The 22917-nt window shown below is 60.9% G+C and carries 20 protein-coding genes and 1 pseudogene; 3 read left to right on the forward strand and 18 right to left on the reverse strand.

Features of this window, described 5'->3' with window-relative positions; translation table 11 throughout:
- Window positions 1-22 precede the first annotated feature (22 nt).
- On the forward strand, window positions 23-2269 hold the full coding sequence (locus AC1Z1G_RS01170; RefSeq protein ID WP_483624189.1) for a glycoside hydrolase: 2247 nt from the start codon (window positions 23-25) through the stop codon (window positions 2267-2269).
- Window positions 2270-2283: 14 nt separating this feature from the next.
- Here AC1Z1G_RS01170 and AC1Z1G_RS01175 read toward each other — a convergent pair whose 3' ends face one another.
- The 12 genes from AC1Z1G_RS01175 to AC1Z1G_RS01230 form a co-directional block, all read right to left on the reverse strand.
- On the reverse strand, window positions 2284-2910 hold the full coding sequence (locus AC1Z1G_RS01175) for a class I SAM-dependent methyltransferase (protein WP_483624191.1): 627 nt from the start codon (window positions 2908-2910) through the stop codon (window positions 2284-2286).
- A gap of 123 nt (window positions 2911-3033) precedes the next feature.
- A complete protein-coding gene (locus AC1Z1G_RS01180) occupies window positions 3034-3678 on the reverse strand; it encodes a methionine ABC transporter permease (RefSeq protein ID WP_483624193.1) in 645 nt (214 codons plus the stop codon).
- On the reverse strand, window positions 3668-4792 hold the full coding sequence (locus AC1Z1G_RS01185) for a methionine ABC transporter ATP-binding protein (protein ID WP_483624195.1): 1125 nt from the start codon (window positions 4790-4792) through the stop codon (window positions 3668-3670). The genes AC1Z1G_RS01180 and AC1Z1G_RS01185 overlap by 11 nt, the downstream gene beginning before the upstream one ends.
- Before the next feature lie 2 nt (window positions 4793-4794).
- Window positions 4795-5604 (reverse strand): MetQ/NlpA family ABC transporter substrate-binding protein, encoded by an 810-nt coding sequence (locus tag AC1Z1G_RS01190; RefSeq protein ID WP_483624197.1) that lies wholly within the window; start codon window positions 5602-5604, stop codon window positions 4795-4797.
- A 74-nt stretch (window positions 5605-5678) separates the two neighbouring features.
- The gene (locus AC1Z1G_RS01195) at window positions 5679-7040 is read right to left on the reverse strand and encodes an LLM class flavin-dependent oxidoreductase (protein ID WP_483627718.1); all 1362 of its coding nucleotides are present in this window, start codon (window positions 7038-7040) and stop codon (window positions 5679-5681) included.
- 5 nt (window positions 7041-7045) lie between these two features.
- A complete protein-coding gene (locus AC1Z1G_RS01200) occupies window positions 7046-8239 on the reverse strand; it encodes an SfnB family sulfur acquisition oxidoreductase (protein WP_483624199.1) in 1194 nt (397 codons plus the stop codon).
- A gap of 39 nt (window positions 8240-8278) precedes the next feature.
- Entirely contained in the window at window positions 8279-9520 is a 1242-nt protein-coding gene (locus AC1Z1G_RS01205) for an SfnB family sulfur acquisition oxidoreductase (RefSeq protein ID WP_483624201.1), read from the reverse strand.
- 428 nt (window positions 9521-9948) lie between these two features.
- Window positions 9949-10713, reverse strand: a complete 765-nt coding sequence (locus AC1Z1G_RS01210; protein ID WP_483624203.1) for a hypothetical protein — start codon at window positions 10711-10713, stop codon at window positions 9949-9951.
- A gap of 606 nt (window positions 10714-11319) precedes the next feature.
- Window positions 11320-12066, reverse strand: coding sequence for an L-cystine ABC transporter ATP-binding protein TcyN (gene tcyN / locus AC1Z1G_RS01215; RefSeq protein WP_483624205.1), 747 nt, complete (start codon window positions 12064-12066; stop codon window positions 11320-11322).
- Between the two features lie 4 nt (window positions 12067-12070).
- On the reverse strand, window positions 12071-12736 hold the full coding sequence (gene tcyL, locus AC1Z1G_RS01220) for a cystine ABC transporter permease (RefSeq protein WP_483624206.1): 666 nt from the start codon (window positions 12734-12736) through the stop codon (window positions 12071-12073).
- Complete coding sequence (tcyJ, locus tag AC1Z1G_RS01225) at window positions 12736-13530, reverse strand: cystine ABC transporter substrate-binding protein (RefSeq protein WP_483624208.1); 795 nt, start codon at window positions 13528-13530, stop codon at window positions 12736-12738. Before tcyJ ends, tcyL begins: the two co-directional genes overlap by 1 nt.
- A gap of 393 nt (window positions 13531-13923) precedes the next feature.
- Window positions 13924-14916 carry a D-cysteine desulfhydrase gene (locus AC1Z1G_RS01230; protein WP_483624209.1) on the reverse strand — a complete coding sequence of 331 codons (993 nt, stop codon included), beginning with the start codon at window positions 14914-14916 and terminating at the stop codon, window positions 13924-13926.
- 193 nt (window positions 14917-15109) lie between these two features.
- Between AC1Z1G_RS01230 and epsC the strand changes: the two genes are divergently transcribed.
- Together epsC and betT are read left to right on the forward strand one after the other, a co-directional pair.
- Window positions 15110-16036 (forward strand): serine O-acetyltransferase EpsC, encoded by a 927-nt coding sequence (gene epsC / locus AC1Z1G_RS01235; RefSeq protein ID WP_483624211.1) that lies wholly within the window; start codon window positions 15110-15112, stop codon window positions 16034-16036.
- Window positions 16037-16485: 449 nt separating this feature from the next.
- A complete protein-coding gene (gene betT, locus AC1Z1G_RS01240) occupies window positions 16486-18447 on the forward strand; it encodes a choline transporter BetT (protein ID WP_483627720.1) in 1962 nt (653 codons plus the stop codon).
- Window positions 18448-18462: 15 nt separating this feature from the next.
- On the opposite strand, the gene AC1Z1G_RS01245 is transcribed toward betT, so the two are convergent.
- From AC1Z1G_RS01245 to tauA, 6 genes and pseudogenes are all read right to left on the reverse strand, one after another.
- Window positions 18463-18723, reverse strand: a complete 261-nt coding sequence (locus AC1Z1G_RS01245) for a hypothetical protein (RefSeq protein WP_483624212.1) — start codon at window positions 18721-18723, stop codon at window positions 18463-18465.
- Between the two features lie 252 nt (window positions 18724-18975).
- A pseudogene (locus tag AC1Z1G_RS01250) lies at window positions 18976-19071 on the reverse strand (3-ketoacyl-ACP reductase); the annotation flags it as partial.
- Window positions 19072-19094: 23 nt separating this feature from the next.
- On the reverse strand, window positions 19095-19931 hold the full coding sequence (tauD, locus tag AC1Z1G_RS01255) for a taurine dioxygenase (RefSeq protein WP_483624214.1): 837 nt from the start codon (window positions 19929-19931) through the stop codon (window positions 19095-19097).
- 140 nt (window positions 19932-20071) lie between these two features.
- Window positions 20072-20908 carry a taurine ABC transporter permease TauC gene (tauC, locus tag AC1Z1G_RS01260; protein ID WP_483624216.1) on the reverse strand — a complete coding sequence of 279 codons (837 nt, stop codon included), beginning with the start codon at window positions 20906-20908 and terminating at the stop codon, window positions 20072-20074.
- Window positions 20908-21687, reverse strand: a complete 780-nt coding sequence (gene tauB, locus AC1Z1G_RS01265; RefSeq protein ID WP_483624218.1) for a taurine ABC transporter ATP-binding subunit — start codon at window positions 21685-21687, stop codon at window positions 20908-20910. Before tauB ends, tauC begins: the two co-directional genes overlap by 1 nt.
- Window positions 21688-21702: 15 nt before the next feature.
- A complete protein-coding gene (tauA, locus tag AC1Z1G_RS01270; RefSeq protein WP_483627721.1) occupies window positions 21703-22680 on the reverse strand; it encodes a taurine ABC transporter substrate-binding protein in 978 nt (325 codons plus the stop codon).
- Window positions 22681-22917 lie beyond the last annotated feature (237 nt).

Here is a 22917-nt window from a genome sequence, read left to right on the forward strand (position 1 = left end):
TTCAACGGAATAGGGACGTCCCATGCCGCGCGTCAATCGCTGCCTGCTGCTGATCTGCACCTTGCTGTTATCTTCCTGGGCAACCGCCAGCAGCGTGCTGGAAAATCCCCTGTGGCGCGTCGAGCTCGACCCCGCCACGCTGGCCATCCGTGTCAGCCCGGCGCAAGGTCCGGCCGTGCAGGCTTCCAGCGGTATTGCCGCGCATCACGTCGGTGATTTGCAGCGGAGAGCCAACCGCCTCGACTGGTACTGGGACGACGGCGCCTGGGTCCTCAGCGCCGAACTCAAGGGGCGTGACCTTTCCCTGTCGATCACGGCTCGTGATCCCGGTGAACTGAGCTTTCTCAAGCAGCCCGGCAGCGCCATGGGCAAGGGTTTGATCTGGCCGTTGGCCGAAGGACATTACGTGCCCGAGGGGGATGCCGTCTGGCAGAAGTTCCTGCTCGACCAGGGAGAGTTCAACACCACCCAGGACCTGAGCTTGCCGCTGTGGGGCACTGACCACGGCCGTTTCACGCTAAGTTGGTTGATGACCAATCCCTACAACAATCGGCTGACCCTCAGTGCCGACGGCCAGGCATTGGCCTTGGCCGCCCGGCACGAATTCACTCCGCTGGACTCGGGCGCGCCGCTGACCTTCATGTTGTCGCTGGGCGAGGCTGATCCGCTGGCCGGGGCCAAGCGTTATCGACAATGGCTGATCGACGCCGGCCGGTATGAAACCCTGGCCAGCAAACTGTCGAAAACCCCCGAGGCCGAAAAGTTGCTGGGGGCCAGTCATGTCTACCTGTGGGGCAACGATTTGTTGGGCCAGAAAGACGTGCGCAATTGGCCAGAGTTGCTCAAACACCTGCGTAGCGATGGAGCGTTGGCCCGTGAGTTACGGGGTGGGCTGGATCGCGAAGCAATGCAGATTCTGAGGGGCGCCCCGTCTGCACTGAGCGCCTATCAACGCACCACGTTGCTGCGCAGCCTCAACGCTTCGCTGAACCGATACGCGCGCAAAAGCTGGCAAGCGACCCCAGAGCCGGACATGCAACGGCTGGCCGGCCGCTACGGCGAAGTGCGCGCGGAACTGGCAGCCGGTTTCTCAACGGCGCTGACCCCGATGCCTGAAACGTGGGGCAGCACCTTGTCTCTCGCCACCCTTGAACAGGTGCGCGCGGCCGGGCTTTCACGTGTGTGGCTGGGGCTCGGCGAAGGCTGGGAAGGCGGGCTGTGGCACCCCGAAGCCGTGCGCGCCGGCGTGGCCGCCGGGTACTTGATGGCACCTTATGATTCCTATGAAACGGCGCTGACGCTGACGGAAAATCCGGACTGGACCACCGCCCATCTGGGTTCGGCGGCCAACGTCAATTGCGCGATTGTCTTGAAGGACGGCACCTTCAAAAGCGGCTTTCAGCAGTCCGGGCATTACACCGACCCGCGCTGTGTCCGCCCATTGCTTGAAGCACGGGTCAAAGCGCTACAGGCCAGGGCCGGGTTCAACAGTTGGTTTCTTGATGCCTATGCCACGAGCATGCTGTTCGACAGCTATCGCCCTGGGGCGACGATGACCCAGGCGCAAAATGCCGAGGGCAATATCGACGCGTCGCGTTGGCTCAACGACGTGTTGAAACTGCCGGCAGGTTCCGAGGACGGTAACGCTGTCACCGCGCAAGGCATCCTGTTTGCCCACGGGATGCAAACCCCGGTGATTGGCTGGGGCGACCCGGACCTGAGCCAGAACAAAAAATCGCCGTATTACCTCGGCAACTGGTATCCACCCGAGCAGCCAACAGTGTTCTTCAATCCGGCGCCGATCAAGGAGCCGTACCGGGCGATTCATTTTGCCGCGGCCACCCGGTTGCCGCTGTATCAGGCGGTGTTCCACGGCTCGGTGATCACCACGCACCATTGGCTGTTCGACAGCCTGAAACTGAGCAACGTGCGTGTCGAAAACGAGCTGACCCAACTGCTCTACAACGTACCGCCGCTGTATCACCTGAGCACGGCAACGCTCAAGCAGCGCTTGCCGCTGATCCAGCGCCAGGACGGGTTTTTCCGGCCGTTGCATGAGCGACTGGCAACGCAGGCGTTGACGGATTTCCGTTACGTGACGGCTGATCGGAAGGTGCAGCAAACCACCTTTGCCGATGGCACGCGGCTGGTGGCGAATTTCGATTCGACGCCGCGTGAAATGGATGGAAAACGGCTGGCCGAACAGAGCATCACAGCGTTTGGTCCCGACGGCAGCGTGGTGGCTTATCAGGTCAACCTTAAGCCTTGAAACCCACCAGGCTGTCAGCCTTTGCGCCAGACACTTGCCAGCCAGGGCTGCTGATCTAGCGGCAGCCCGGCCGGTCGGTAGTAATGTTCCAGCTCCACAAACCCAGCCGCCGTCAGCAGCGCTTGCCACGCCTGCAAATCGTGATACGCGCCAAAGCGCGGGCCGTTCCAGCCCTCGCGGTTATCCCCGCGCGGGTTCGAGCTGAACAGCACGCCACCGCTTTTCAGCGTGGCGTGAAGTTGTTGCAACACCCGGGGCAACTCCTGGACCGGAATATGAAACAGCACCGCATTGGCGAAGACGCCGTCGAAGCGTTCGGCCGGTAAATCGAGCTTGAGGAAATCCTGCTGCCAGACTTCACAGCCGCTGTCCTCGCGGGCCATTTGGGCAAACCGTTCCGAACCATCGAGGCCGATGGCGGTGTGGCCCATGCGGGTGAAGGTTTGCAGGTCGCGGCCGGGGCCACAGCCAAAGTCGAGCACGGTGAAGGGCGGCGTTCCTTGAATATGCCGCAGCAGCGCATCGATGTTCTGGCTGACATCGTGGTCGCGAGTGCCTTCGCGGAAATCTTCGGCCACCTGGTTGTAGTGACCCAGCGTGGTTGTGGTGATCTGTTCGAGGTCGTCGGGAGTGTGTTTCATGATCGGCTGCGCAGGCAAAGGGGAGTGAGCCGAATATACGCCATGGAGCCTGGGGCTGCTTCGCAGCCCATCGCGGCAAGCCTCGCTGCTCCAAGAGCTACGCACGTTCTTGCACGAAGAGGTTCAACGTTTGTTCAACCCCCTTGCCAACCGATCCCCACCCAACTGAATCACCGCCACCAGCAGCACCAGCAACACGATCACCGTGAGCATGATCTGGCTGTCAAACCGTTGATACCCGTAGCGGTACGCGATATCGCCAAGCCCACCAGCCCCAATCGCACCGGCCATGGCCGAGGAGTTGATCATGGTCACCAGCGTGATGGTGAAGCCGCCAACGATCCCCGGCAGCGCTTCGGGCAACAGCACGTGCCAGACGATATGCCCGCGTCGGCAACCCATGGCTTGGGCGGCCTCGATCAGCCCGTGGTCGACCTCGCGCAAGCTGACCTCGGCGATACGTGCAAAGAACGGCGTGGCGGCGATGGTCAGTGGGACCACGGCGGCCCAGACGCCGTAAGTGGTGCCGACGATCAGCCGGGTGAAGGGGATCAGCGCGACCATCAGAATCAGAAACGGGATAGAGCGGAACAGGTTCACGAAGACGCCCAGTACACGGTTCAGTGTTGGCGCTTCGAAGATCCCGCCCCTGGAACTGGTGACCAGAATCACCGCCAGCGGAATGCCCGCCAACAGCGCGATCAGTGACGACACGCCGACCATCAGGAAGGTGTCGATGAACCCTTGAAGCAATCGATCAAACCACATAACCCAGTACCTCCACGTGTTGTGCCCAGTGTTCAGCGCGTTGGCGCAACGCTTCGGCGTCCAGTGAGGAGCCGCTCACCGCCAGCAGCAACTGCCCGAGGGCATGCCCCTGAATCCGCTCGACGCCGCCGTGCAGCAAGCGCACACGTGCACCGAGGGCGCTGAACAGCGCCGCCAGGTCTGGCTCATCCTGGCTGCTGCCGGTGAACTGCAACCGCAACACCACGGCGGATTCCGATGATGGCGGCTGTGCCTGCAAACGGCTTTGCAGCTCCTCTGGCAGTGCGTGCTGCAACGGCGCCAGCAGGGTTTTGCTGACCTCGTGCTGCGGGTCGCCAAACACTTCCCACACTGGCCCTTGCTCGACGATCCGCCCGTGTTCGAGCACCACCACCCGGTCGCAGATATCGCGGATCACCGCCATCTCATGGGTGATCAAAATGATCGTCAGCCCCAGGCGTTGATTGATCTCGCGCAGCAGGCCGAGGATAGACTGGGTGGTCTCCGGGTCGAGCGCCGAAGTGGCTTCGTCGCAGAGCAGAATCGCCGGGTCGTGGACCAGCGCCCGGGCGATGCCGACGCGTTGTTTTTGGCCACCCGAAAGCTGCGCCGGGTAAGCCTTGTGTTTCTCTTGCAGACCGACCAGTTCCAGCAGCTCGCGGACTTTCTGTTCGCGTTTCTGCCTGGGCACGCCCGCCACTTTCAGCGGCAGCTCGACGTTCTGCCACACGGTCTTGGCCGACATCAGGTTGAAGTGCTGAAAGATCATGCCAATGCGCCTGCGCAGTGCCACCAGGCGGTCTTCATCGAACTCGCCGATGTCCACCTGGTCGATCAGCACCCGGCCGCTGCTCGGTTGCTCAAGGCGGTTGATGGTGCGGATCAGCGATGACTTGCCCGCGCCACTGCGCCCGATAATGCCGAACACTTCGCCACGCTGGATCGCCAGGTCGATGCCGTGCAGCGCTGCGACCGGGCCTTGCTGGCCGTGGTAGGTTTTGCCCAGGCTGATAAAACGCACGTGGGCACGGTTCAGTTCCGGGTGCAGTTCGGTCTGTTGTGCGCTGCGAGGCGCAGGTGTTTCCAGTCGAAGCGAGGCGTTGGCGGCATTCATGGTTAACCTTCCCAGCCTGCTTGGTAGAGCTTGCCGTGGGCTTTGTCCAGGGCAGCGCGGACTACCGGCGAGTGCTGGTAGATGTCGACAAACTGGATCAGCCGCGGATCGGTTTTGCTCTTTGGCTGGATCACGAACTGGATCACGTATTCCTTGTGATCGAGGCCATCGAACAGCAGCGCCGAGGTGGCGTCGAAGGTTTTCGCCAGACGAATGTAGGCCGGGTAACCCTGCACCAGATCGGCGTCGTCATATGCGCGCACCAGTTGCACGGCTTCAACCTGGAGGATTTTGATTTTCTTCGGGTTGGCGACGATGTCGTCCTCGGTGGCCTTGTAGCCGACCCCCGGCTTGAGGGTGATCAGCCCGGCCTTGGCCAGCAGTTGCAAGCCGCGACCGCTGTTGATCGGGTCGTTGGCGATGGCCACGCTGGCGCCTTGCGGGAGTTCGTCGAAGCTTTTGTATTGTTTCGAGTACAGGCCGACGTTGTTGATGATGCCTGGCGCAAACGGCACCAGGTCAAAACCGGCGGCAGCCTTGGCGTTTTCCAAGAACGGGATGTGCTGGAAGTAGTTCACGTCGATATCACCCGAGGCCAGGCTGACGTTTGGGGCGATCCAGTCGCTGAATTCCACCAGCTCGACTTTCAGGCCTTGCTTGCCGGCCTCTTCGACGGCGGCCTCCAGCGGGATGGCGAAAGCCGCAGTGGTGCCGACCTTGAGCGGGGCGTCGGCGGCGAAGGTTACGGAACTGAAGAGGCCGAGGGCCAGGGCCAGTGCTTTGACTGGGTGTTTTAAGCGTTTGTTGGTCATGATGGGTTTTCCAGTCAATTTTTAATGTGTGTGCGCATTTTGTGGCGAGGGAGCAAGCTCCCTCGCCACAGGGATCAGCGTCGGAACGCCGAGCCGGTGTGCTGTTCGGGCAAATGCGCCTCGGCGTGAAACAGCTTTTCGCGCAACGTACCTTCGTCATAAGCGGTCTTGTACGACCCGCGCCGTTGCAACTCGGGGATCACCAGGTCGATGAAGTCCACATAGCTTTCCGGGGTGACGATGCGGGTCAGGTTGAAGCCGTCCAGGCCGGTTTCGGTGATCCAGGACTCCAGCTCATCAGCAACCTGTTCGGGCGAGCCGACTACGGTGATGTAGCGGCCGCCCAAGGCGTGCTGTTCCAGCAATTTTCGGCGGGTCCAGTCGTTGTTTTTCAGGTTTTTGGTGGCGGACTGGATGGCGTTGTTTTTCACGTACTGGATCGGCTCGTCGATCTGATACGCGGAAAAATCGATCCCGGTGGAGGCCGAAAAGTGCGCCACCCCGGCTTCGGCACTGGCGTAGCTCAGGTACTCGGCGTGCTTGGCCCACGCGGCGTCTTCGGTGTTCCCGACAATCACGTTCAGGCCCATGAACACCTTGATGTCTTCAGGGTTGCGCCCGGCAGCAACGGCGCTGGCGCGCACCTTGTCGACTTGCACTTTGGTCGAGGCCTTGTTCTGGCCGCTGATGAACACGCATTCGGCGTGCTGCCCGGCGAACACCAGGCCGCGATCCGAACTGCCGGCCTGGAACAGCACCGGCGTGCGCTGCGGTGACGGCTCGCAAAGGTGATAACCCTCGACCTGATAGAACTCGCCGTGGTGCTCGACCTTGTGGACCTTGCCCGGTTGGGCGTAGATCCGCTGTTGCGGATCGTTGATCACCGCGTCGTTTTCCCAACTGCCTTCCCAGAGTTTGTAGAGCACCTGGAGGTACTCATCGGCCTGGTCGTAACGACGGTCGTGCTCGACCTGCTCGCTCAAGCCCATGGCTTTGGCGGCGCTGTCGAGGTAGCCGGTGACGATGTTCCAGCCGACCCGGCCACGGCTCAGGTGATCGAGTGTCGACAGGCGCCGGGCAAACAGATACGGCGGCTCGTAGGTGAGGTTGGCGGTCAGGCCGAAGCCGAGGTTTTTCGTCACGGCGGCCATGGCCGACACCAGCAACAGCGGGTCGTTGACCGGCAGTTGGATCGACTCCTTGAGCGGAACGTCGATGGTGTTCTGATAAACGTCGTAAACCCCGACGATGTCGGCGATGAACAACCCGTCGAACAGCCCTCGCTCCAGCAACTGGGCCAGCTCGGTCCAGTATTCGACGGTCTTGTATTGGGTCGAGTTATCCCGTGGATGGGTCCACAAACCATGGTTGATGTGCCCGATGCAGTTCATGTTGAAGGCATTGAGCAGGATCTTTTTTTTCGTTCCCAACGACATGCTCATCAAATGGTCCCCCGCAGTGGCGGGTTTTCATCGTTGAGGTAGTAGTTGCCGATCGCGTGGTACTTCCAGCGCACCGGGTCGTGCAGGGTGTGCACGCGGGCGTTGCGCCAGTGGCGGTCCAGGCCATGTTCGGCGAGGGTTGCCTGGCTGCCGGCCAGTTCGAACAGCGTGCTGCCGGCGGCCAGGGAGATTTCGGTGCTGATGGCGCGAACCTCTGCCACGGCAATCGAGGCTGCGGCGATGGTCTGCGCGTTGGTGTCGGCCTGGGCCTTGTCGAGGAATTCGCCGGCGCGCTCCAGCAGCGCTTCGGTGGCGTGCAAGCGGATGCTCAAGTGGCCGAAGCTTTTGATTGTCAGCGGATCTTCGGTGGCCTTGTCGTTGCCGGAGTCGATCCACGGACGGGTCTTGGTGCGCACAAAATGCAGGGCGTCCTCATAGGCGGCGCGGGCGATGCCGGTGTCGATGGCGGCATGGAGAATCTGCGCCAGCGGGCCGACCGGTGTCGGCCGCTCGAAAGCGCTTTGAAACGCAACCACATCCTCGGCGGCCACGTAGACGTTTTCGAACACCACCGAACCGCTGCCGGTGGTGCGCTGGCCGAAGCCGCTCCAGTCGTCGATGACGGTCAGGCCCTGGGTATCCGCCGGGACGAATGCCAACTGCTGGACGCCGTTTTCATCGATCACCAGGGTCGGAATCCGTTGCGCGTAAATGGCCCCGGTGGCGTAGAACTTGCGGCCGTTGATGCGAAAACCTGCGCCGTCGCGGGTCAGGCGGGTGACCCGGTCATGGGCAGTTTTGGTGCCCAGTTCGGCCAGTGCATTGCCGAAACGGCGACCGGCAAGAACTTCGGCGTACAAGCGTTTCTGCTGTTCGTGCGTGCCGTTTACACGGAGTACTTCAAGGGCATAAAAGTGGTTCTGCGGGATCTGCCCCAGCGAACTGTCGGCCTGGGCGATCAGGGCAATGACCTTGGCCAGTGTGACGTTGGAAACCGCCGCGCCGCCGAATTCCCGGGGCACGGTGATGCCCCACAGACCGGAGCGCGTGAAGGCTTCCAGCTCGGCGTGGGGCAGGCGTCGTTCACGGTCGCGCACGGCGCTGTCGCGCTTGAAATCGTCGGCCAGGTCGCTGGCAACGACGAGGGCTTGCTCATCGCTGGTAATGACCGCGACGTGTTGGGAAAGAGTCATGTGCTTCTCCAGAGATCTGGTCAAAAGTGTTCTGGTCGTTCAGATCCAGGAATGCCGGGCCGGCAGGGTGCCGTTCAGGTGATAGGTGCCCACCGCGTGGTACTTCCAGCGCACCGGGTCGTGCAGGGTGTGGACGCGGGCGTTGCGCCAGTGACGGTCGAGGTTGAACTCGGCGAGCGTGGCGCGGCTGCCGGCCAGCTCGAAAAGTTTCTCGCTGGCCAGCAGCGAAATCTCGGTTGTCAGCACCTTGGCTTCGGCCACGGCAATCGAGGCGCGGGCGGCGGACTCGGCGGTGACCGGTGCCGCGTTGACTTGGTCGAGGACCTGTCCGGCCTTGCGCAGCAGTGCTTCGGCGGCGTGCAGTTCGATTTTCAGTTTGCCGATGTCGGCAATCACATAGAGGTCGTCGCTGGCGCGCTCGACCTTGGCGTCGATCCACGGCCGTGCGCGTTCACGGACGAACTGGATGGCGTCGTCGAGGGCTCCTCGGGCGATGCCGGCGTCAATGGCGGCCTGAATCAGTTGGGACACGGCGCCCTGAATGTTCGGGCTGTCGTTGATTCGCCAGTTTTCCACGACCAGCTCGGCCTCGACCCGCACGTTGTTCAGCAGCACGGTGCCGCTGGCGGTGGTGCGCTGGCCGAAACCCGACCAGTCGTCGACGATGCGCAGTCCCGGTGTGCCACGGCGGACGAAGGCGATGACTTGCTTGCCGTCGTCGTTCAACGCCTTGACGGCGATCCAGTGGGCAAACAGCGCACCGGTGGAGTAGAACTTCTGGCCGTTGATGACAAAGCCGTCACCGTCAGCGGTGATCCGGGCCTTGAGTTCAAGGGTGTTTTTGGTCCCGCGTTCAGGCCCCGCGTTGCCGATCCGCCAGCCTTCTAGCACGCTTTGGAACAGCTGTTTTTTCTGCCGTTCGGTGGCGGTGTGCAGCAACAGGTTGAGGATGCCGAACTGGTTTTGCGGGATTTGCCCGAGCGCCGGGTCGGCCGCAGAAATAATGGCGAACACCTCGGCGAGGGTGACGAACGAAACGTCGGGGCCGCCGAACGCCCGAGGGATGGCAATGCTGCCGAGTCCGCTACGGGTGAACTGTTCGATTTCCGACCAGGGCAACTTGCGTTGTTGATCGCGCCGCGCCGCTTGCTGGCGGGCGACTTGCGCGAGTTCATGGGCGGCTTCAAGTGCTTGTGCGTCGCTGCTCAGTACGTGCGCGGGCAACAACAACGGGGCGATGTCCAGATCAGTCTGGACCAATGCATCTGCCAGATTAGACATCAGTGCCGCTCCTTGGCTGCACGCAATGCCCTGGCGATCTGCACCGGGGTGATTTTGTTCCTGACCATACCTACCTCACATCTCATGGATAAGCCGCATGGGTGCGGCGAAATCGAAATCAAGAATGTCCGGTGGTCCGGTCTATATACCCTAAGCGTGTATAAAAAATTAATAAACTAACTTTTAGGAATATGTATAGAAGGGTGAGTGGCCCTGTTGGTTAAGAGTTTTGTGAAACGTTGGCAGTGGGATCCTGTGGCGAGGGAGTTTGCCGGAACGCCGCACCGTCCCGCTCGGCTGCGCAGCAGTCGTAAACCAATTACTGCGATTCAACGGATGCAATGGGGCAACAAGGTCTGGGGGCGCTTCGCACCCCAGCGGGAGCAAGCTCCCTCGCCACAAATAACCTTGATCTCTGGTTATGTGTTTCAACTTTTTCGGGATTCAGCAGCCTTGGGTTCCGGTTTCAACGGCACTTTCAGATAGGGATTCACACAACCGATTTTCAAGGTGCGCACCGGCGCCCAGCGCGAATTGTTGCCGACCCGGTCGAGGATGCAGTAGGTCACTTCCAGGCGTGGATCCTCACCGGCCTCAAGGATCACCGCTGGCGGAACCCAGACATTGACCGGCTGCCCGACCTGGCAGGCCTTGAGCTTGGGCAGGTCCATGCGCACGTCCCCCCAACGCAAGGTGATTTCGTCCGCCGCCGCCATGTTCAGGTAGGGAGCGATGGTCAGCGGTACGCCACGTTTGATCTGGCTGGCATTGACGCCATGACGGCGGATCGGGTCCGGGAGGATGACCGGGTCAAGGTGCTGGTTTTCATCGTCCGACAGGGGCGGGGGCTGGCCGCCCGGGCCATCGAGTTTGATGTGCAGCCGTCGGGTGGCCGACAGCACCGGCCCGTGACCGACGCGCATCACCCGGTAATGCGTGCCGCAGGTGCCATTGACGATAAAACTCTGCGGGACTCGCAGGCTGACCGGGGCTCCGAGGTCGACGGCCGTCAGCACCCTGGAGGCCACGTAGCAGTTGTCCCAGTAGAGTTCGATCAAATCGCCTTCGTCCATGGCGGCGTAGGGCGGTATTTCGATCAGCAGGTGCGCCGCAGCGCACAGGTTGATGCCATTTTTAGTGGATTGCACCAGCGTGGGCGCAGCAAGTTCAACTCTGTTCGACAGGCAGGTCATGAGTGTTCTCCTTGAAACATTACAACGAAGTCCGTTTCGGAAAGATCAAAGGCGTTAAGGGTCAAGCAAGATATAAGTTAAATGTTTGGTAATGAATGGGTGGGTATTTAATGCGTTGAGAAAGGGTTGGGTGTTTGTTGTTGCTAGATAAGAGAGGGCGTGGGGAAGTGTCAATAGAAGCGAGTGAGTAACTTTATAAAGTGGGAGTATTCAGAAAGTTCCTACTGTGCAGGGGGTGGTGGTCTACACGCAGTATGGACTTTGCCTCGGTACGGCGGTTATGTGTGCCAGTGTTTCCGAGCTATTTGAGCAGGTTTCTGATTTTCGGTTGTCGAAGGTTATAGGCTCATGACCCAGGGCTGGGTATATCTATATACCGCAGTATTAGGCGTTGATTAGTTAAGGATAGGGGGCTGATTTGAGTGGCGGGTGATAGGTTTGTTTGGTGTATTACTGTGTGTTAGTTGATTGTTTTTTGTCGGTAAGAGAAGGCGCTGAGTGTCTCGGCTACACTGTTTTTCACGGGGTTTATGGGGCGAAAAGTATCAGCATCCCATCCATGGGCGCGCAGTTGATGAGCGGCAGATAGAGTCAGGAGTTGGCGACTCAAGAGTCCAGGAACTTGCTGAGAAACTGTCGTGTTCGTTCTTCTTTCGGGTTGGCAAACAACGCCTTGGCCTCGCCTTGCTCGACGATCACGCCTTTGTCGAAAAACACCACCCGGTTGGCCACATCACGGGCAAAACTCATTTCGTGGGTGACAATGACCATGGTGCGTTTTTCTTCGGCCAGGCCCCGAATCGTCGCCAACACTTCACCCACCAGCTCCGGGTCCAGGGCCGAGGTGGGTTCGTCGAAGAGGATCACTTCCGGCTCCATGGCCAGCGCTCGGGCAATTGCCACGCGTTGTTGCTGCCCACCGGAAAGCCTGCGCGGGTACGCGTCTTCCTTGCCTGCCAGGCCGACCTTGGCCAGCAGTTTTCGGCCGAGTGCGAGGGCCTGGTCCCTGGGGATTTTTTTCACCACCAACGGGCCTTCGATGACGTTCTCCAACGCCGTGCGATGGGGGAACAGGTTGAAGTTCTGGAACACGAACCCTACGTGCTGGCGCAGTTGTCGCACCAGCCCCTGTTGCTGGTTCAACGGGCGGCTGCCATCGATCTCGATGTCGCCGACCTTGATCCGGCCGCTGGTGGGTTCTTCAAGAAAGTTCAGGCAGCGCAGGAAGGTCGTCTTGCCCGAACCGCTGGGGCCGATGATGGCGACAACCTCACCCTCGTTGACCTCCAGACTGATGCCGTTGAGCACCACTTGCCCCTTGAACTGCTTTGTCAGTTTTTCCACGACAATCATGGGGTCAGGACTCCTGGTCGTGCCGATTGACCCGCTCTTCCAACCGGTTTTGCAGGTGCGAAAGCACCGTGGCAAGCACCCAGTAGATCAGCGCGGCGGCAAGATACATGGTGAAAATTTCGAAGGTACGGGCGGTGATCAACTGTGCCTGGCGGAACAGCTCCGGCACCTGGATGGTGGCCGCCAGCGCGGTGTCCTTGACCAGCGAAATGAAACTGTTGCCCAGTGGCGGCAATGCCGTGCGCGCCGCTTGCGGCAGGATGGCCCGGCGCAGGGTTTGCGCGCGCGTCATGCCGATGCTGGCGGCAGCTTCCCACTGGCCGCGCTCAATGGAACTGATCGCGGCACGGAGGATTTCGCAGGCGTAGGCGGCCATGTTCAGCGAGAAGCCGATCAGGGCTGCCGGCAGCGGATCCAGTTCGATGCCCAATTGCGGCAAGCCGTAATAGATCACGAACAGTTGCACCAGCAACGGCGTGCCGCGAAAGAACGACACGTAGATGCGGGCGATCCAGCTCACCAGTTTGAAGCGCGACAGGCGCATCAAGGCCAGGCCGAAGCCCAGCAGCAGGCCGAAGAACATCCCGCCCAGGCTCAGGATGACCGTGTAGTACGCGCCCTTGAGCAGAAAGGGCGCGGAGTCCAGCGCGAGTTGAAAACCTGCTTCCATTATTGGGTGACGTCAGCGTTGAAATACTTTTGCGAGATCTTTTTCAGCGTGCCGTCGGCGCGCAGTTTCTCGATGGCCTTGTTCACCGCTGCCAGCAATTCAGGCTCGCCCTTGCGCAGGGCAATGCCGGCTTCCTGACGGGAGAACGGTTCGCCGGAGACGGCGGTGTCCTTGGCTTTGGCGGTCAGTTCGAGAGCGGCCAGACGGTCCACCAGAATGGCGTCGATACGGCCTACGCGCAGGTCCTGGTACTTGGTCGGATCATCGTCGTAGGTCTTGATGATGGCTTGTGGAACGTTGTCCTTGAGCCATTGCTCGTAGTTGGTACCCAGGCCCACACCGACTTTTTTGCCGGCCAGGTCCGCGGCGGTCTTGATGGTGCCTTCGTTCTTTTTCAGGGTCAGGGCCTGGATCCCGGAGATGGTGTAGGGCTCGGAGAAGTCATATTTCTTCTTGCGCTCGTCCGAGATGGTCACCTGGTTGATCACCGCGTCCAGACGCTTGGATTCCAACGCTGCGAGGATGCCGTCCCATTTGGTCGGTTGCAGTTTGACCTTCACCCCCAGTTCTTTGGCCAGGGCTTCGGAGAACTCGACTTCGAAGCCGGCCAGTTTGCCGTCGGCATCGACGAAACTGAACGGTGGGTAAGTGCCTTCCAGGCCGACGTTGATCACGCCGGCGTCCTTGATTTTTTGCAGTTGCTCACCCGCGACCGCATGCCCCATCAGGCCAGCACCCAGTGCCAGACCCAGCGAGCCAAGAAGCAGATTTCGACGTAGTGCGGAAAAATTCATGACAAGCCCCTGTGATTTCTTATGAAGACGTTATTGGATAAGAAGGCAAAGCGGGATCTGGACGGCTGCATCATCCTGCCTTAACTGCAAGCGTATGCGTCTTGTGGCAACTTCGCCTGTGGCGAGACTATATGATGAGATTTTTAGATTAGAAAATAATAAATATTATGTTTGTTATTCTTAATTTGCATATGCGATTGCGCGACCCTGGACCTTGCAGCAGACCTGTGGCGAGGGAGCGTGTCGCAACGCCGCACCGTCCCGCCCGGCTGCGAAGCAGTCGCAAAGCTGTCACCACGATTCAACTGAATCACGGGGGTGCAGGTTTGGGGGGCGCTTCGCACCCCAGCGGGAGCAAGCTCCCTCGCCACACAAAAGCTGTCTGCTGCCTACTCACCACACCGAAGTGTAGGCAAACAACGCCGGTGCCCCACCGGTGTGCAGGAAGATGATCGGGCCGTCATCGAAGCGCTGGCGGCTGATGCCATCGAGCAAACCGGCCATGGCCTTGCCTGTATAGACCGGGTCCAGCAACAAACCTTCCTGACTGGCCAGCAACTTGATCGCCGCCAGGGTTCCGGCATTCGGTTCGCCGTAGCGCGGAGCAAAATACTCGTCCCACAACTCGACCTTGAAGCTCGCGGCCAGCGGGACGCCAAGCAGCTCGGCGGTGCGTTCGGCCAGGCCCTGGACCTTCGGGCGTTGGTCTTCGTCACTGCGCGACACGGTGACGCCAATCACCGGCATCTGTGGCAACGCTTCGCTCAAGGCCAGGCCCAGGCCGCTGTGAGTGCCGGCGCTGCCCGAGGCCAGGACCACGGCGGCGAAGTCCAGCCCGGTGTCCTTGATCTGTTCGGCCAGTTCCAGCCCGGCGCGCACGTAACCCAGCGCGCCCAATGCGTTGGAACCGCCAATGGGGACAAGGTAAGGCTTTTTGCCGTTGCTGCGCAGGCGCTCGGCCAGGGCTTGCAGTTGCTGGTCGGCATTGTCCAGGTTGTCCACCAGCTCGACCTTGGCATCGAACAGTTCCAGCAGCAGCCGGTTGCCGTTACCCAGGTAATTGCTGTCATGGGTGCCGATGGGGTTTTCCAGCAGCGCGATGCAGCCCAGGCCGAGTTTCGCAGCGAGGGCGGCAGTCTGGCGCACATGGTTGGACTGGATCGCACCGGCCGTGATCAAGGTGTCGGCCCCTTGCGCCAGGGCATCGGCGGCGAGGTATTCGAGTTTGCGCAGCTTGTTGCCGCCCAGCGCCAGCGGCGTCAGGTCGTCGCGCTTGACGTACACATCGCGCCCCAGCCAGGCCGACAGGCGTTCGAGTTTTTCCAGGGCGGTGGCGGTGCCCAGCAGGTCCAGTCGATTGAAGCGAGCAAGCTGTTGTTTGATCATGGCTACGCACAGGCTGTAGGAGATGTCTGGACTATAGGCAGGCTGATACGACCGGGCAACTTGCATTCGCTTATGCCAAAAAATGCTGAGAACAGAACAATTAGTTCTTAAATCTGGCTTGGAGCGATGCCGTAAAGTGAACGTCGTTTGCGCGGCCCGATTGTCCGGCCGCCCGTCGTAAGGAATCTTTACCGTGAGCGAGCGTTCCAGCCATTGGCAATTGCAGACCATCGTCAGTCAACTGCGTACCGCCCGCGACCAGTGGCGAGCGCAGAATGGTCGGGTGAGCGGCGAGCAGGGCGGGCGGGAACTGCCTTCGCGCGCGGCCATGGCCGAGATTCTCGAAGCGCTGTGCGGCGCCTTGTTCCCGATGCGGCTGGGGCCGGTGGATTTGCGTGAGGAGAGTGAAGACTTTTACGTCGGCCACACCCTGGACGTGGCGCTCAATGCCTTGCTCGGCCAGGCGCGGCTTGAGCTGCGCTACGTGGCACGCCAGAGTGCTCAGGTCGACACTGCCGTTGAAAAGCAGGCTATCAGCCTGATTCAGGATTTCGCCCTGGCCTTGCCGGGCTTGCGCAGCCTGCTCGACACCGATGTGCTGGCGGCGTATCACGGCGACCCGGCGGCGCGTAGCGTCGATGAGGTGTTGTTGTGCTATCCGGGGATTCTGGCGGTGATTCACCATCGCCTGGCCCACCATTTGTATCGTGCCGGGCTGCCGCTGCTGGCGCGGATCAGTGCGGAAATCGCCCACTCGGCCACCGGCATCGACATTCACCCCGGTGCGCAGATTGGTCGCAGCTTCTTCATCGATCATGGAACGGGTGTGGTGATTGGCGAGACCGCGATCATCGGCGAACGCGTGCGTATTTATCAGGCCGTGACTCTCGGCGCCAAGCGCTTCCCGGCCGACGAAGACGGGCAGTTGCAGAAGGGCCACCCACGCCATCCAATTGTCGAAGACGACGTGGTGATTTATGCCGGCGCGACGATTCTGGGGCGGATCACCATCGGCAAGGGCTCGACTATCGGCGGTAACGTCTGGCTGACCCGCAGCGTGCCGGCTGGGTGCAACCTGACGCAGGCGAATTTGCAGCATGATGACGGGACGCAGAAGTAAGGCGATAAAAGCTACCCTCACCCCAGCCCTCTCCCGGAGGGAGAGGGGGCCGACCGAGGTGTCTTGGGTCATGCATCGACTTGAAACACCCAGTCGATTATGGATTCGGTAAATCAGGATCAGGTCGGCGTATCTCTCAAATATCCCCCAATCAGTCCCCTCTCCCTCAGGGAGAGGGTCAGGGTGAGGGGCACTGAACGATCCCCTCAAACCCGCGTCATCCCTCTTCTTGGGCTACTGTAGGAAAACTACCGTCAGGCCTTGCGATTAGTCCTCACAGCCCATCCATGTTTAACTTGAACGTTCATTCAAGTTAGACCGGTGGTTCGCTGCCCGCTCACAACAGGAGGCTTGCCTTTGCTGAGTCCGTTATTGACAGCCACGTTTCACCCCCTCGAGGTGCACGCTTCATGAGTGCATCGTCCACCCCTCCCAGCGGTCAAATCCGCATGAACCCGCCGGTGTTTTACTTTTCGGCGACTTTCATTCTGCTGTTCGGCCTGGTGGTGATCGCCTTCCCGCAACAGTCCGGCGCCTGGCTTCTGGCGGCGCAAAACTGGGCGGCCAATACGGTCGGCTGGTACTACATGCTGGCGATGACCCTGTATCTGGTCTTCGTGGTGGTCACCGCTTTGTCTGGCTACGGCAAGATAAAACTCGGTGCCGACCACGACGAGCCCGAATTCAGTTACCTGTCCTGGGCCGGCATGCTGTTCGCCGCCGGGATCAGCATCACGCTGTTTTTCTTCTGTGTCTCCGAACCCCTGACCCACATGCTGCAACCGCCCCAGGGCGAAGCTGGTACGGCGGACGCAGCGCGCCAGGCGATGCAGATTCTGTTTCTGCACTGGGGCCTGCATGGCTGGGGCGTGTTTGCCTTTGTCGGCATGGCGCTGGCGTACTTCGCTTACCGGCATAACCTGCCGCTGGCCCTGCGCTCGGCGCTGTACCCGCTGATCGGCAAACGCATCAACGGCCCCATCGGTTACGCGGTGGACGGCTTCGGCATCATTGCCACGGTGTTTGGCCTCGGTGCCGACATGGGGTTCGGCGTGCTGCACCTCAACTCGGGCCTCGACTACCTGTTCGGCATCGCCCACACCCAGTGGATTCAGGTCGGCCTGATCACGCTGATGATGGGCGCGGCGATCATTGTCGCCGTTGCCGGCGTCGACAAAGGCGTGCGGGTGATGTCCGACATCAACATGCTGCTGGCCTGTGCGCTGTTGCTGTTTGTGTTGTTCGCCGGCCCCACCCAGCACTTGCTCAACACCCTGATCCAGAACCTCGGCGATTACCTCGGCGCCTTGCCGATGAAGAGTTTCGACCTGTACGCCTACGACAAACCCAGCGACTGGCTGGGCGGCTGGACGGTGTTTTACTGGGCCTGGTGGATTGCATGGTCGCCGTTCGTGGGCCTGTTCATTGCACGGATTTCCCGGGGCCGGACCATCCGTGAGTTTGTCTTCGGCGTGCTGCTGATTCCGCTCGGTTTCACCCTCGCGTGGATGTCGATCTTCGGCAACAGCGCCATTGACCAAGTACTCAACCATGGCATGAGCGCCCTGGGCATGTCGGCCATCGACAATCCGTCGATGACCCTTTACCTGCTGCTGGAAACCTACCCGTGGAGCAAAACGGTGATCGCCGTTACGGTGTTCATCAGCTTCGTGTTCTTCGTCACCTCGGCCGACTCCGGCACCGTGGTGCTCTCTACGTTGTCGGCCAAGGGCGGCAATGCCGACGAGGACGGGCCAAAATGGCTGCGGGTGTTCTGGGGCGCGATGACCGCACTGGTGACCAGTGCGCTGTTGTTCGCCGGCAGTATCGATTCGCTGAAGTCCGCGGTGGTGCTCACGTCACTGCCGTTCTCGATGATCTTGCTGCTGATGATGTGGGGGCTGCACAAGGCGTTCTACCTGGAATCACAGAAGCAGATCGCCCAGTTGCACTCGCTGGCGCCGGTTTCGGCCTCACGGCGCGGCAAGGGCGGCTGGCGTCAGCGCTTGAGTCAGGCGGTGCATTTCCCGTCTCGCGACGAGGTGTATCGTTTCCTCGACACCACGGTGCGTCCGGCGATTGAGGAAGTGACGGCGGTGTTCGTCGAGAAAGGCCTGAACGTGGTCACGCAGCCGGACCCGGCCAATGACAGCGTCAGCCTGGAAATCGGCCATGGCGAACAACATCCGTTCATTTATCAGGTGCAGATGCGCGGTTACTTCACGCCGTCCTTCGCCCGTGGCGGGATGGGCTCCAAGGAACTCAACAACCGTCGTTACTACCGGGCCGAAGTGCATTTGAGTGAGGGCAGTCAGGATTACGATCTGGTGGGTTACACCAAGGAGCAGATCATCAACGACATCCTCGACCAGTACGAGCGGCACATGCAGTTCCTGCACCTGGTGCGTTGACCGGGGCGGTGCTGTTCAGGCCTCTGCTGTAAGGGCCATGAACAGCACCAGTGCCGCCACCGGTACACCAAACACCATGAAGCCGACCATCAGCTCGGAGGTCAGCGATTGGCCGGCGGTGATCATGCCGATGGCGCCGTTGATCACGGTCAGCGCCAGCCACAGCACAATGAAACTGTAGGTCAGGGTCTGGCGACTGAAGCCGAGTCTCTGGCCGATGAACAGCATCAGCGCCAGCAGGATCAGGCCGAAGGTAATGATGATGGTGGTGTGCATGGTGCGCTCCGCCCTTGAAGTGTCTGTTGCCCGATCAGCCGCCATCGTCGGAGCGCCGCCCGGAGCAGGCTCGCACCCGCAGGGTTTTGTGTTGAACACAGATCCTGTGTGGGAGCGAGCCTGCTCGCGATGGGTTCATCTCAGTGTCAGTCCGGGCAACTGTTCATCTACTTTCTTGCTGTAGAGCATAGTCAAGCCACCCCACCATTTATTCGCAAAAGCTGCCCGTTGACCCAACCCGAATCCGGGGCGGCCGTCATTCAAGCGGGTCGCGGCTTCGCGCAGGGCGTCGAAAGTGCCGCGAGTGTTGATGTTGAACGTTTGTTCGTACGCCTCGTCGCTGTGTTGATCCATGACCTGGGTGATATCACTCAGTAAGGCACATCCCCCAGCACCGTTGCCCGGTGCATGACTCGCCGTGCCGGGCGGTAATCGTCCACCGCAAAATGCTGGGTCACGCGGTTGTCCCAGAAGGCCACATCGTTTGGCTGCCAGCGCCAGCGGATGGTGAACTCCGGGCGGGTGGCATGGGCGAACAGCAGCTTCAGAATCGCCTCGCTTTCGGTTTCCGTCAGTTCATTGATTTTCGTTGTGAAGCCTTCGTTGACGAACAGCGACTTGCGCCCGCTCACCGGGTGGGTGCGGACCACCGGGTGAGACAGCGGCGGGTTCTTGCGGCGTGCTTCTTCCCACTGGGCCAGGGCCTCCGGGGTGGTGCCGAAGCGTTCCAGCGGGAAGGATTTGACGAAGTCGTGGGTCGCGCTCAAGCCGTTCAGGAGGGCTTTCAGCGGTTCGGACAAGGCTTCAAAAGCGGCAATGCCGCTGGCCCACAACGTGTCGCCACCAAACTCGGGCAACAGCTTGGCGCTGAGCACCGCACCCAGCGCCGGAGTCGGCAGGAAGGTCACGTCGGTGTGCCACACGGCGTTGTCGCGTACGTCGGTTTCAGCGGTGTCGAGGATCAGTACTTCAGGTTGTTCGGGCACGTTCGGGTAGATCGGATGAATGTGCAGGTCGCCGAAGTTCGCCGCGAATCGCGCTTGCTGTTGCGGGTTGATCGGCTGGTCGCGAAAGAACAGCACCTGATGCTTGAGCAGTGCCTGCTCGATGGCATCGCGTTGCTCGACATTCAGCGGCTGGGAGATATCGACGCCGCTGATTTGCGCGCCGAGGGCGGAGCTTAAAGGGACGATGTTCAGGGTGCTCATGGTGGTTTTCTTCAATCCGGGGTGCCGACTGTGGGAGCGACGGTGCGGCGATCCGACCTGCTCGCGAAAGCGGTTCATCAGTCAAAGCAAATTTGCCTGACACACTGCCTTCGCGAGCAGGCTCGCTTCCACATGAATAATTAGTGTGCCTGGCCGTGCCACGGAACCAGTTTGCGTTGCAGGGCGCGCAGGCCCATTTCCATGGAGAAGGCGATCAGCGCGATCACCAGAATCCCCAACACCACCACATCGGTGACCAGGAACTGTGCGGCCGACTGCACCATGAAACCCAGACCGCTGGTGGCGGCAATCAGTTCGGCGGCGACCAGCGTTGACCAGCCCACGCCCAGACCAATGCGCACACCGGTCAAAATGTCCGGCAAGGCACTTGGCAGAATCACATGACGAATCAACTGCGCCCGAGTTGCCCCCAACGACTGGGCCGCTCGCAGTTTGGCCGGGTCGACGGTACGTACGCCGGTGGCCGTGGCGATGGCGATGGGGGCGAAGATCGCCAGGTAAATCAGCAACACCTTGGACAGCTCACCGATGCCGCACCAGATCACGATCAGCGGCAGGTAAGCCAGCGGTGGAATAGGGCGGTAGAACTCGATCAGCGGATCGAGAATGCCGCGCGCGATACGGTTGTGACCGATGGCAATGCCCACCGGCACGGCGGTCAGCACCGCGAAGCCGAGGCCCAGACCGATACGGCTCAGGCTTGCCCCCAGATGCTGCCAAAGGGTCGAATCCATGTAACCGGTAGTCACCAGCAGCCAGCCTTTTTGCAATACGGCGGATGGAGGCGGCAGGAACAACGGCTCGATCAGGCCACTGGCGGTCACCGCCCACCAGAGGCCGAGCAGCGCAAACAGCGTCAGCAGGCTGATCCAGCGGGTGCCGAGGCTGCGGCGCAGCGGGATCACTGTCGGTGAGTGGGAGGGTTTGGTGGTCGCCGCCATCTCATAGCTGCTCATCAGGCGCGCTCCTGCCGTTGGGAGAACACACGGGCCAGAACGTGTTCGCGGGTTTCGATAAAGCGCGGGTCGGACTTGATCGCCCGGGCCGATTCACCGGCCGCATGACGCTGGCCGAAGTCCAGGCTCAGGCGTTCGACGATTTGCCCAGGGTTTGGCGCCAGCAGAATCAGGTCGGTGGCCAGGAACACTGCTTCTTCGATGTCGTGGGTAATCAGGAATACCGGTTTGGCGGTGCGTCGCCAGACTTGCAGCAACAGTTCCTGCATCTGTTCGCGGGTGAAGGCGTCAAGGGCACCGAAGGGTTCGTCCATCAGCAGCACGCGTGGGTCGGCGGCGAGGGCGCGGGCCAGGCCGACACGCTGCTTCTGGCCACCTGAGAGCTGCCAGATGCGCCGTGAATCGAACCCGGCGAGGTCCACCAGCGCGAGCATTTCACGGGCACGCTGTTCACGTTTGTCCCGCGGAGCGCCAGCCAGTTCCAGGCCAAACCCGACATTGGCCAACACATCCTGCCAGGGCAGCAACGCGTCATCCTGGAATACCACGCCGCGCTCGGCGCTGGGGCCTTTGACCGGCACGCCATCGAGGGTGATACGCCCGGCGCTGGGTTCGACGAAGCCGGCAATCAGGTTCAACAGCGAAGTCTTGCCACTGCCGGAAGGGCCGAGGGCGACCAGCAACTGCTGGGGCCCAAGGCTCAGGGAAATATCCGCCAGCACAGGTTCCGCTGCACCGGGGTACTGTGCGCTGATGCGCTCCAGCTGTAGCAAAGCCATCGCGATGTGCTCCGATCAGTGGGTGATGTATTGGGCGCTGACGTACGGCGCGTAATCCGGCAGGACGGCGTCGACCTTGCCCTGCTCTTTGAGGAACGTAGCGGTGTCGGTAATGGCTTTGGTGGTTGGTGCGCCGAGGCTCAGCACCTGGTCAGCTGCCAGCGGGTAGACGTTGCCTTGCAGCAGCAACGGGATGTCGCCGGCCTTGGCGCCAGACAGTTTTACCAGCTTGTCGACGTTGCCTTTATCGGCGAGCCAGGCTTGCGGGTCCTTGCGGTATTCGGCGTAGGCGTCGAGGGTGACCTTGGCGAACGCGGTGACGATTTCCGGGTGTTTCTCGGCGAAGTCCTTGCGCACGATCCAGGCATCGAAGGTCGGTGCGCCGAACTTGGCCAGTTCGCCGGAGGTGATCAGCACCTTGCCGTTTTCCTTGGCCACGCCCAGCGCCGGGTCCCACACGTAGGTGGCGTCGATGTCACCGCGTTTCCACGCGGCAATGATCGCTGGCGGCGCGAGGTTGAGGATCTGCACCTTGGAGGGGTCGATGTTCCAGTGTTTCAGCGCGGCCAGCAGGCTGTAGTGACCAGTGGACACAAACGGCACGGCGACTTTCTTGCCGATCAGGTCTTGCGGGGTCTTGATCCCGGAACCGTCGCGCGCCACCAGTGCTTCGGCGGCGCCGATCTGGGTGGCGATGAGAAAGGTCTGCACCGGAACCTGGCGCGTGATTGCGGCGGTCAGGGGGCTGGAACCGAGGTAGCCGATCTGCACATCACCGGAAGCAATGGCGGCAATGATGTCGGCACCGTTGTCGAATTTGCGCCAGTCGATTTTGGCGTGGGTGGCGGTTTCATAGGCGCCGTTGGCCTGGGCGACTTTGGCCGGGTCGACGGTGGTCTGGTAGGCGACGGTGAAGTCCGCCGCGTGAGCAAACAGGCTGGCTGCGGCCAGGGAAGCGGCCGCAAGGAGGCGAAGGGGGAAGTACCATTTCATCATGAAAGTCCTCATCAGGCGGCCGGGGTTTCGGCGAGTGATGAGACTAAATGATCTAAGAACTCGAAAATAAATAACTTTTTCGAATGAGCTTATGAGCGGAAAACTTTAGGCTGGAGTGAGCACGTAGCGCTTTTGTGGCGAGGGAGCTCGCTCCCGCTGGAGGCCGAAGGACTCCCAATACTGCAGTGATGTTGTGTCAGATTAAACACGGTCACTGCACTTGCGACTGCTGCG

The sequence above is a fragment of the Pseudomonas sp. JL27(2026) genome (assembly GCF_056933555.1).

What these genes read in the sequence shown, in the direction of transcription:
- AC1Z1G_RS01210 (WP_483624203.1), bottom strand. Translation starts at nt 10,713, where the DNA reads ATGACCTGCCTGTCGAACAGAGTTGAACTTGCTGCGCCCACGCTGGTG.
- AC1Z1G_RS01195 (WP_483627718.1), bottom strand. Translation starts at nt 7,040, where the DNA reads ATGTCGTTGGGAACGAAAAAAAAGATCCTGCTCAATGCCTTCAACATG.
- AC1Z1G_RS01205 (WP_483624201.1), bottom strand. Translation starts at nt 9,520, where the DNA reads ATGTCTAATCTGGCAGATGCATTGGTCCAGACTGATCTGGACATCGCC.
- tauC (WP_483624216.1), bottom strand. Translation starts at nt 20,908, where the DNA reads ATGAGCAGCTATGAGATGGCGGCGACCACCAAACCCTCCCACTCACCG.
- AC1Z1G_RS01185 (WP_483624195.1), bottom strand. Translation starts at nt 4,792, where the DNA reads ATGAATGCCGCCAACGCCTCGCTTCGACTGGAAACACCTGCGCCTCGC.
- tauA (WP_483627721.1), bottom strand. Translation starts at nt 22,680, where the DNA reads ATGAAATGGTACTTCCCCCTTCGCCTCCTTGCGGCCGCTTCCCTGGCC.
- tauB (WP_483624218.1), bottom strand. Translation starts at nt 21,687, where the DNA reads ATGGCTTTGCTACAGCTGGAGCGCATCAGCGCACAGTACCCCGGTGCA.
- betT (WP_483627720.1), top strand. Translation starts at nt 16,486, where the DNA reads ATGAACCCGCCGGTGTTTTACTTTTCGGCGACTTTCATTCTGCTGTTC.
- AC1Z1G_RS01170 (WP_483624189.1), top strand. Translation starts at nt 23, where the DNA reads ATGCCGCGCGTCAATCGCTGCCTGCTGCTGATCTGCACCTTGCTGTTA.
- AC1Z1G_RS01245 (WP_483624212.1), bottom strand. Translation starts at nt 18,723, where the DNA reads ATGCACACCACCATCATCATTACCTTCGGCCTGATCCTGCTGGCGCTG.
- AC1Z1G_RS01200 (WP_483624199.1), bottom strand. Translation starts at nt 8,239, where the DNA reads ATGACTCTTTCCCAACACGTCGCGGTCATTACCAGCGATGAGCAAGCC.
- AC1Z1G_RS01190 (WP_483624197.1), bottom strand. Translation starts at nt 5,604, where the DNA reads ATGACCAACAAACGCTTAAAACACCCAGTCAAAGCACTGGCCCTGGCC.
- tcyL (WP_483624206.1), bottom strand. Translation starts at nt 12,736, where the DNA reads ATGGAAGCAGGTTTTCAACTCGCGCTGGACTCCGCGCCCTTTCTGCTC.
- AC1Z1G_RS01175 (WP_483624191.1), bottom strand. Translation starts at nt 2,910, where the DNA reads ATGAAACACACTCCCGACGACCTCGAACAGATCACCACAACCACGCTG.
- tauD (WP_483624214.1), bottom strand. Translation starts at nt 19,931, where the DNA reads ATGAGCACCCTGAACATCGTCCCTTTAAGCTCCGCCCTCGGCGCGCAA.
- tcyJ (WP_483624208.1), bottom strand. Translation starts at nt 13,530, where the DNA reads ATGAATTTTTCCGCACTACGTCGAAATCTGCTTCTTGGCTCGCTGGGT.
- AC1Z1G_RS01180 (WP_483624193.1), bottom strand. Translation starts at nt 3,678, where the DNA reads ATGTGGTTTGATCGATTGCTTCAAGGGTTCATCGACACCTTCCTGATG.
- AC1Z1G_RS01230 (WP_483624209.1), bottom strand. Translation starts at nt 14,916, where the DNA reads ATGATCAAACAACAGCTTGCTCGCTTCAATCGACTGGACCTGCTGGGC.
- tcyN (WP_483624205.1), bottom strand. Translation starts at nt 12,066, where the DNA reads ATGATTGTCGTGGAAAAACTGACAAAGCAGTTCAAGGGGCAAGTGGTG.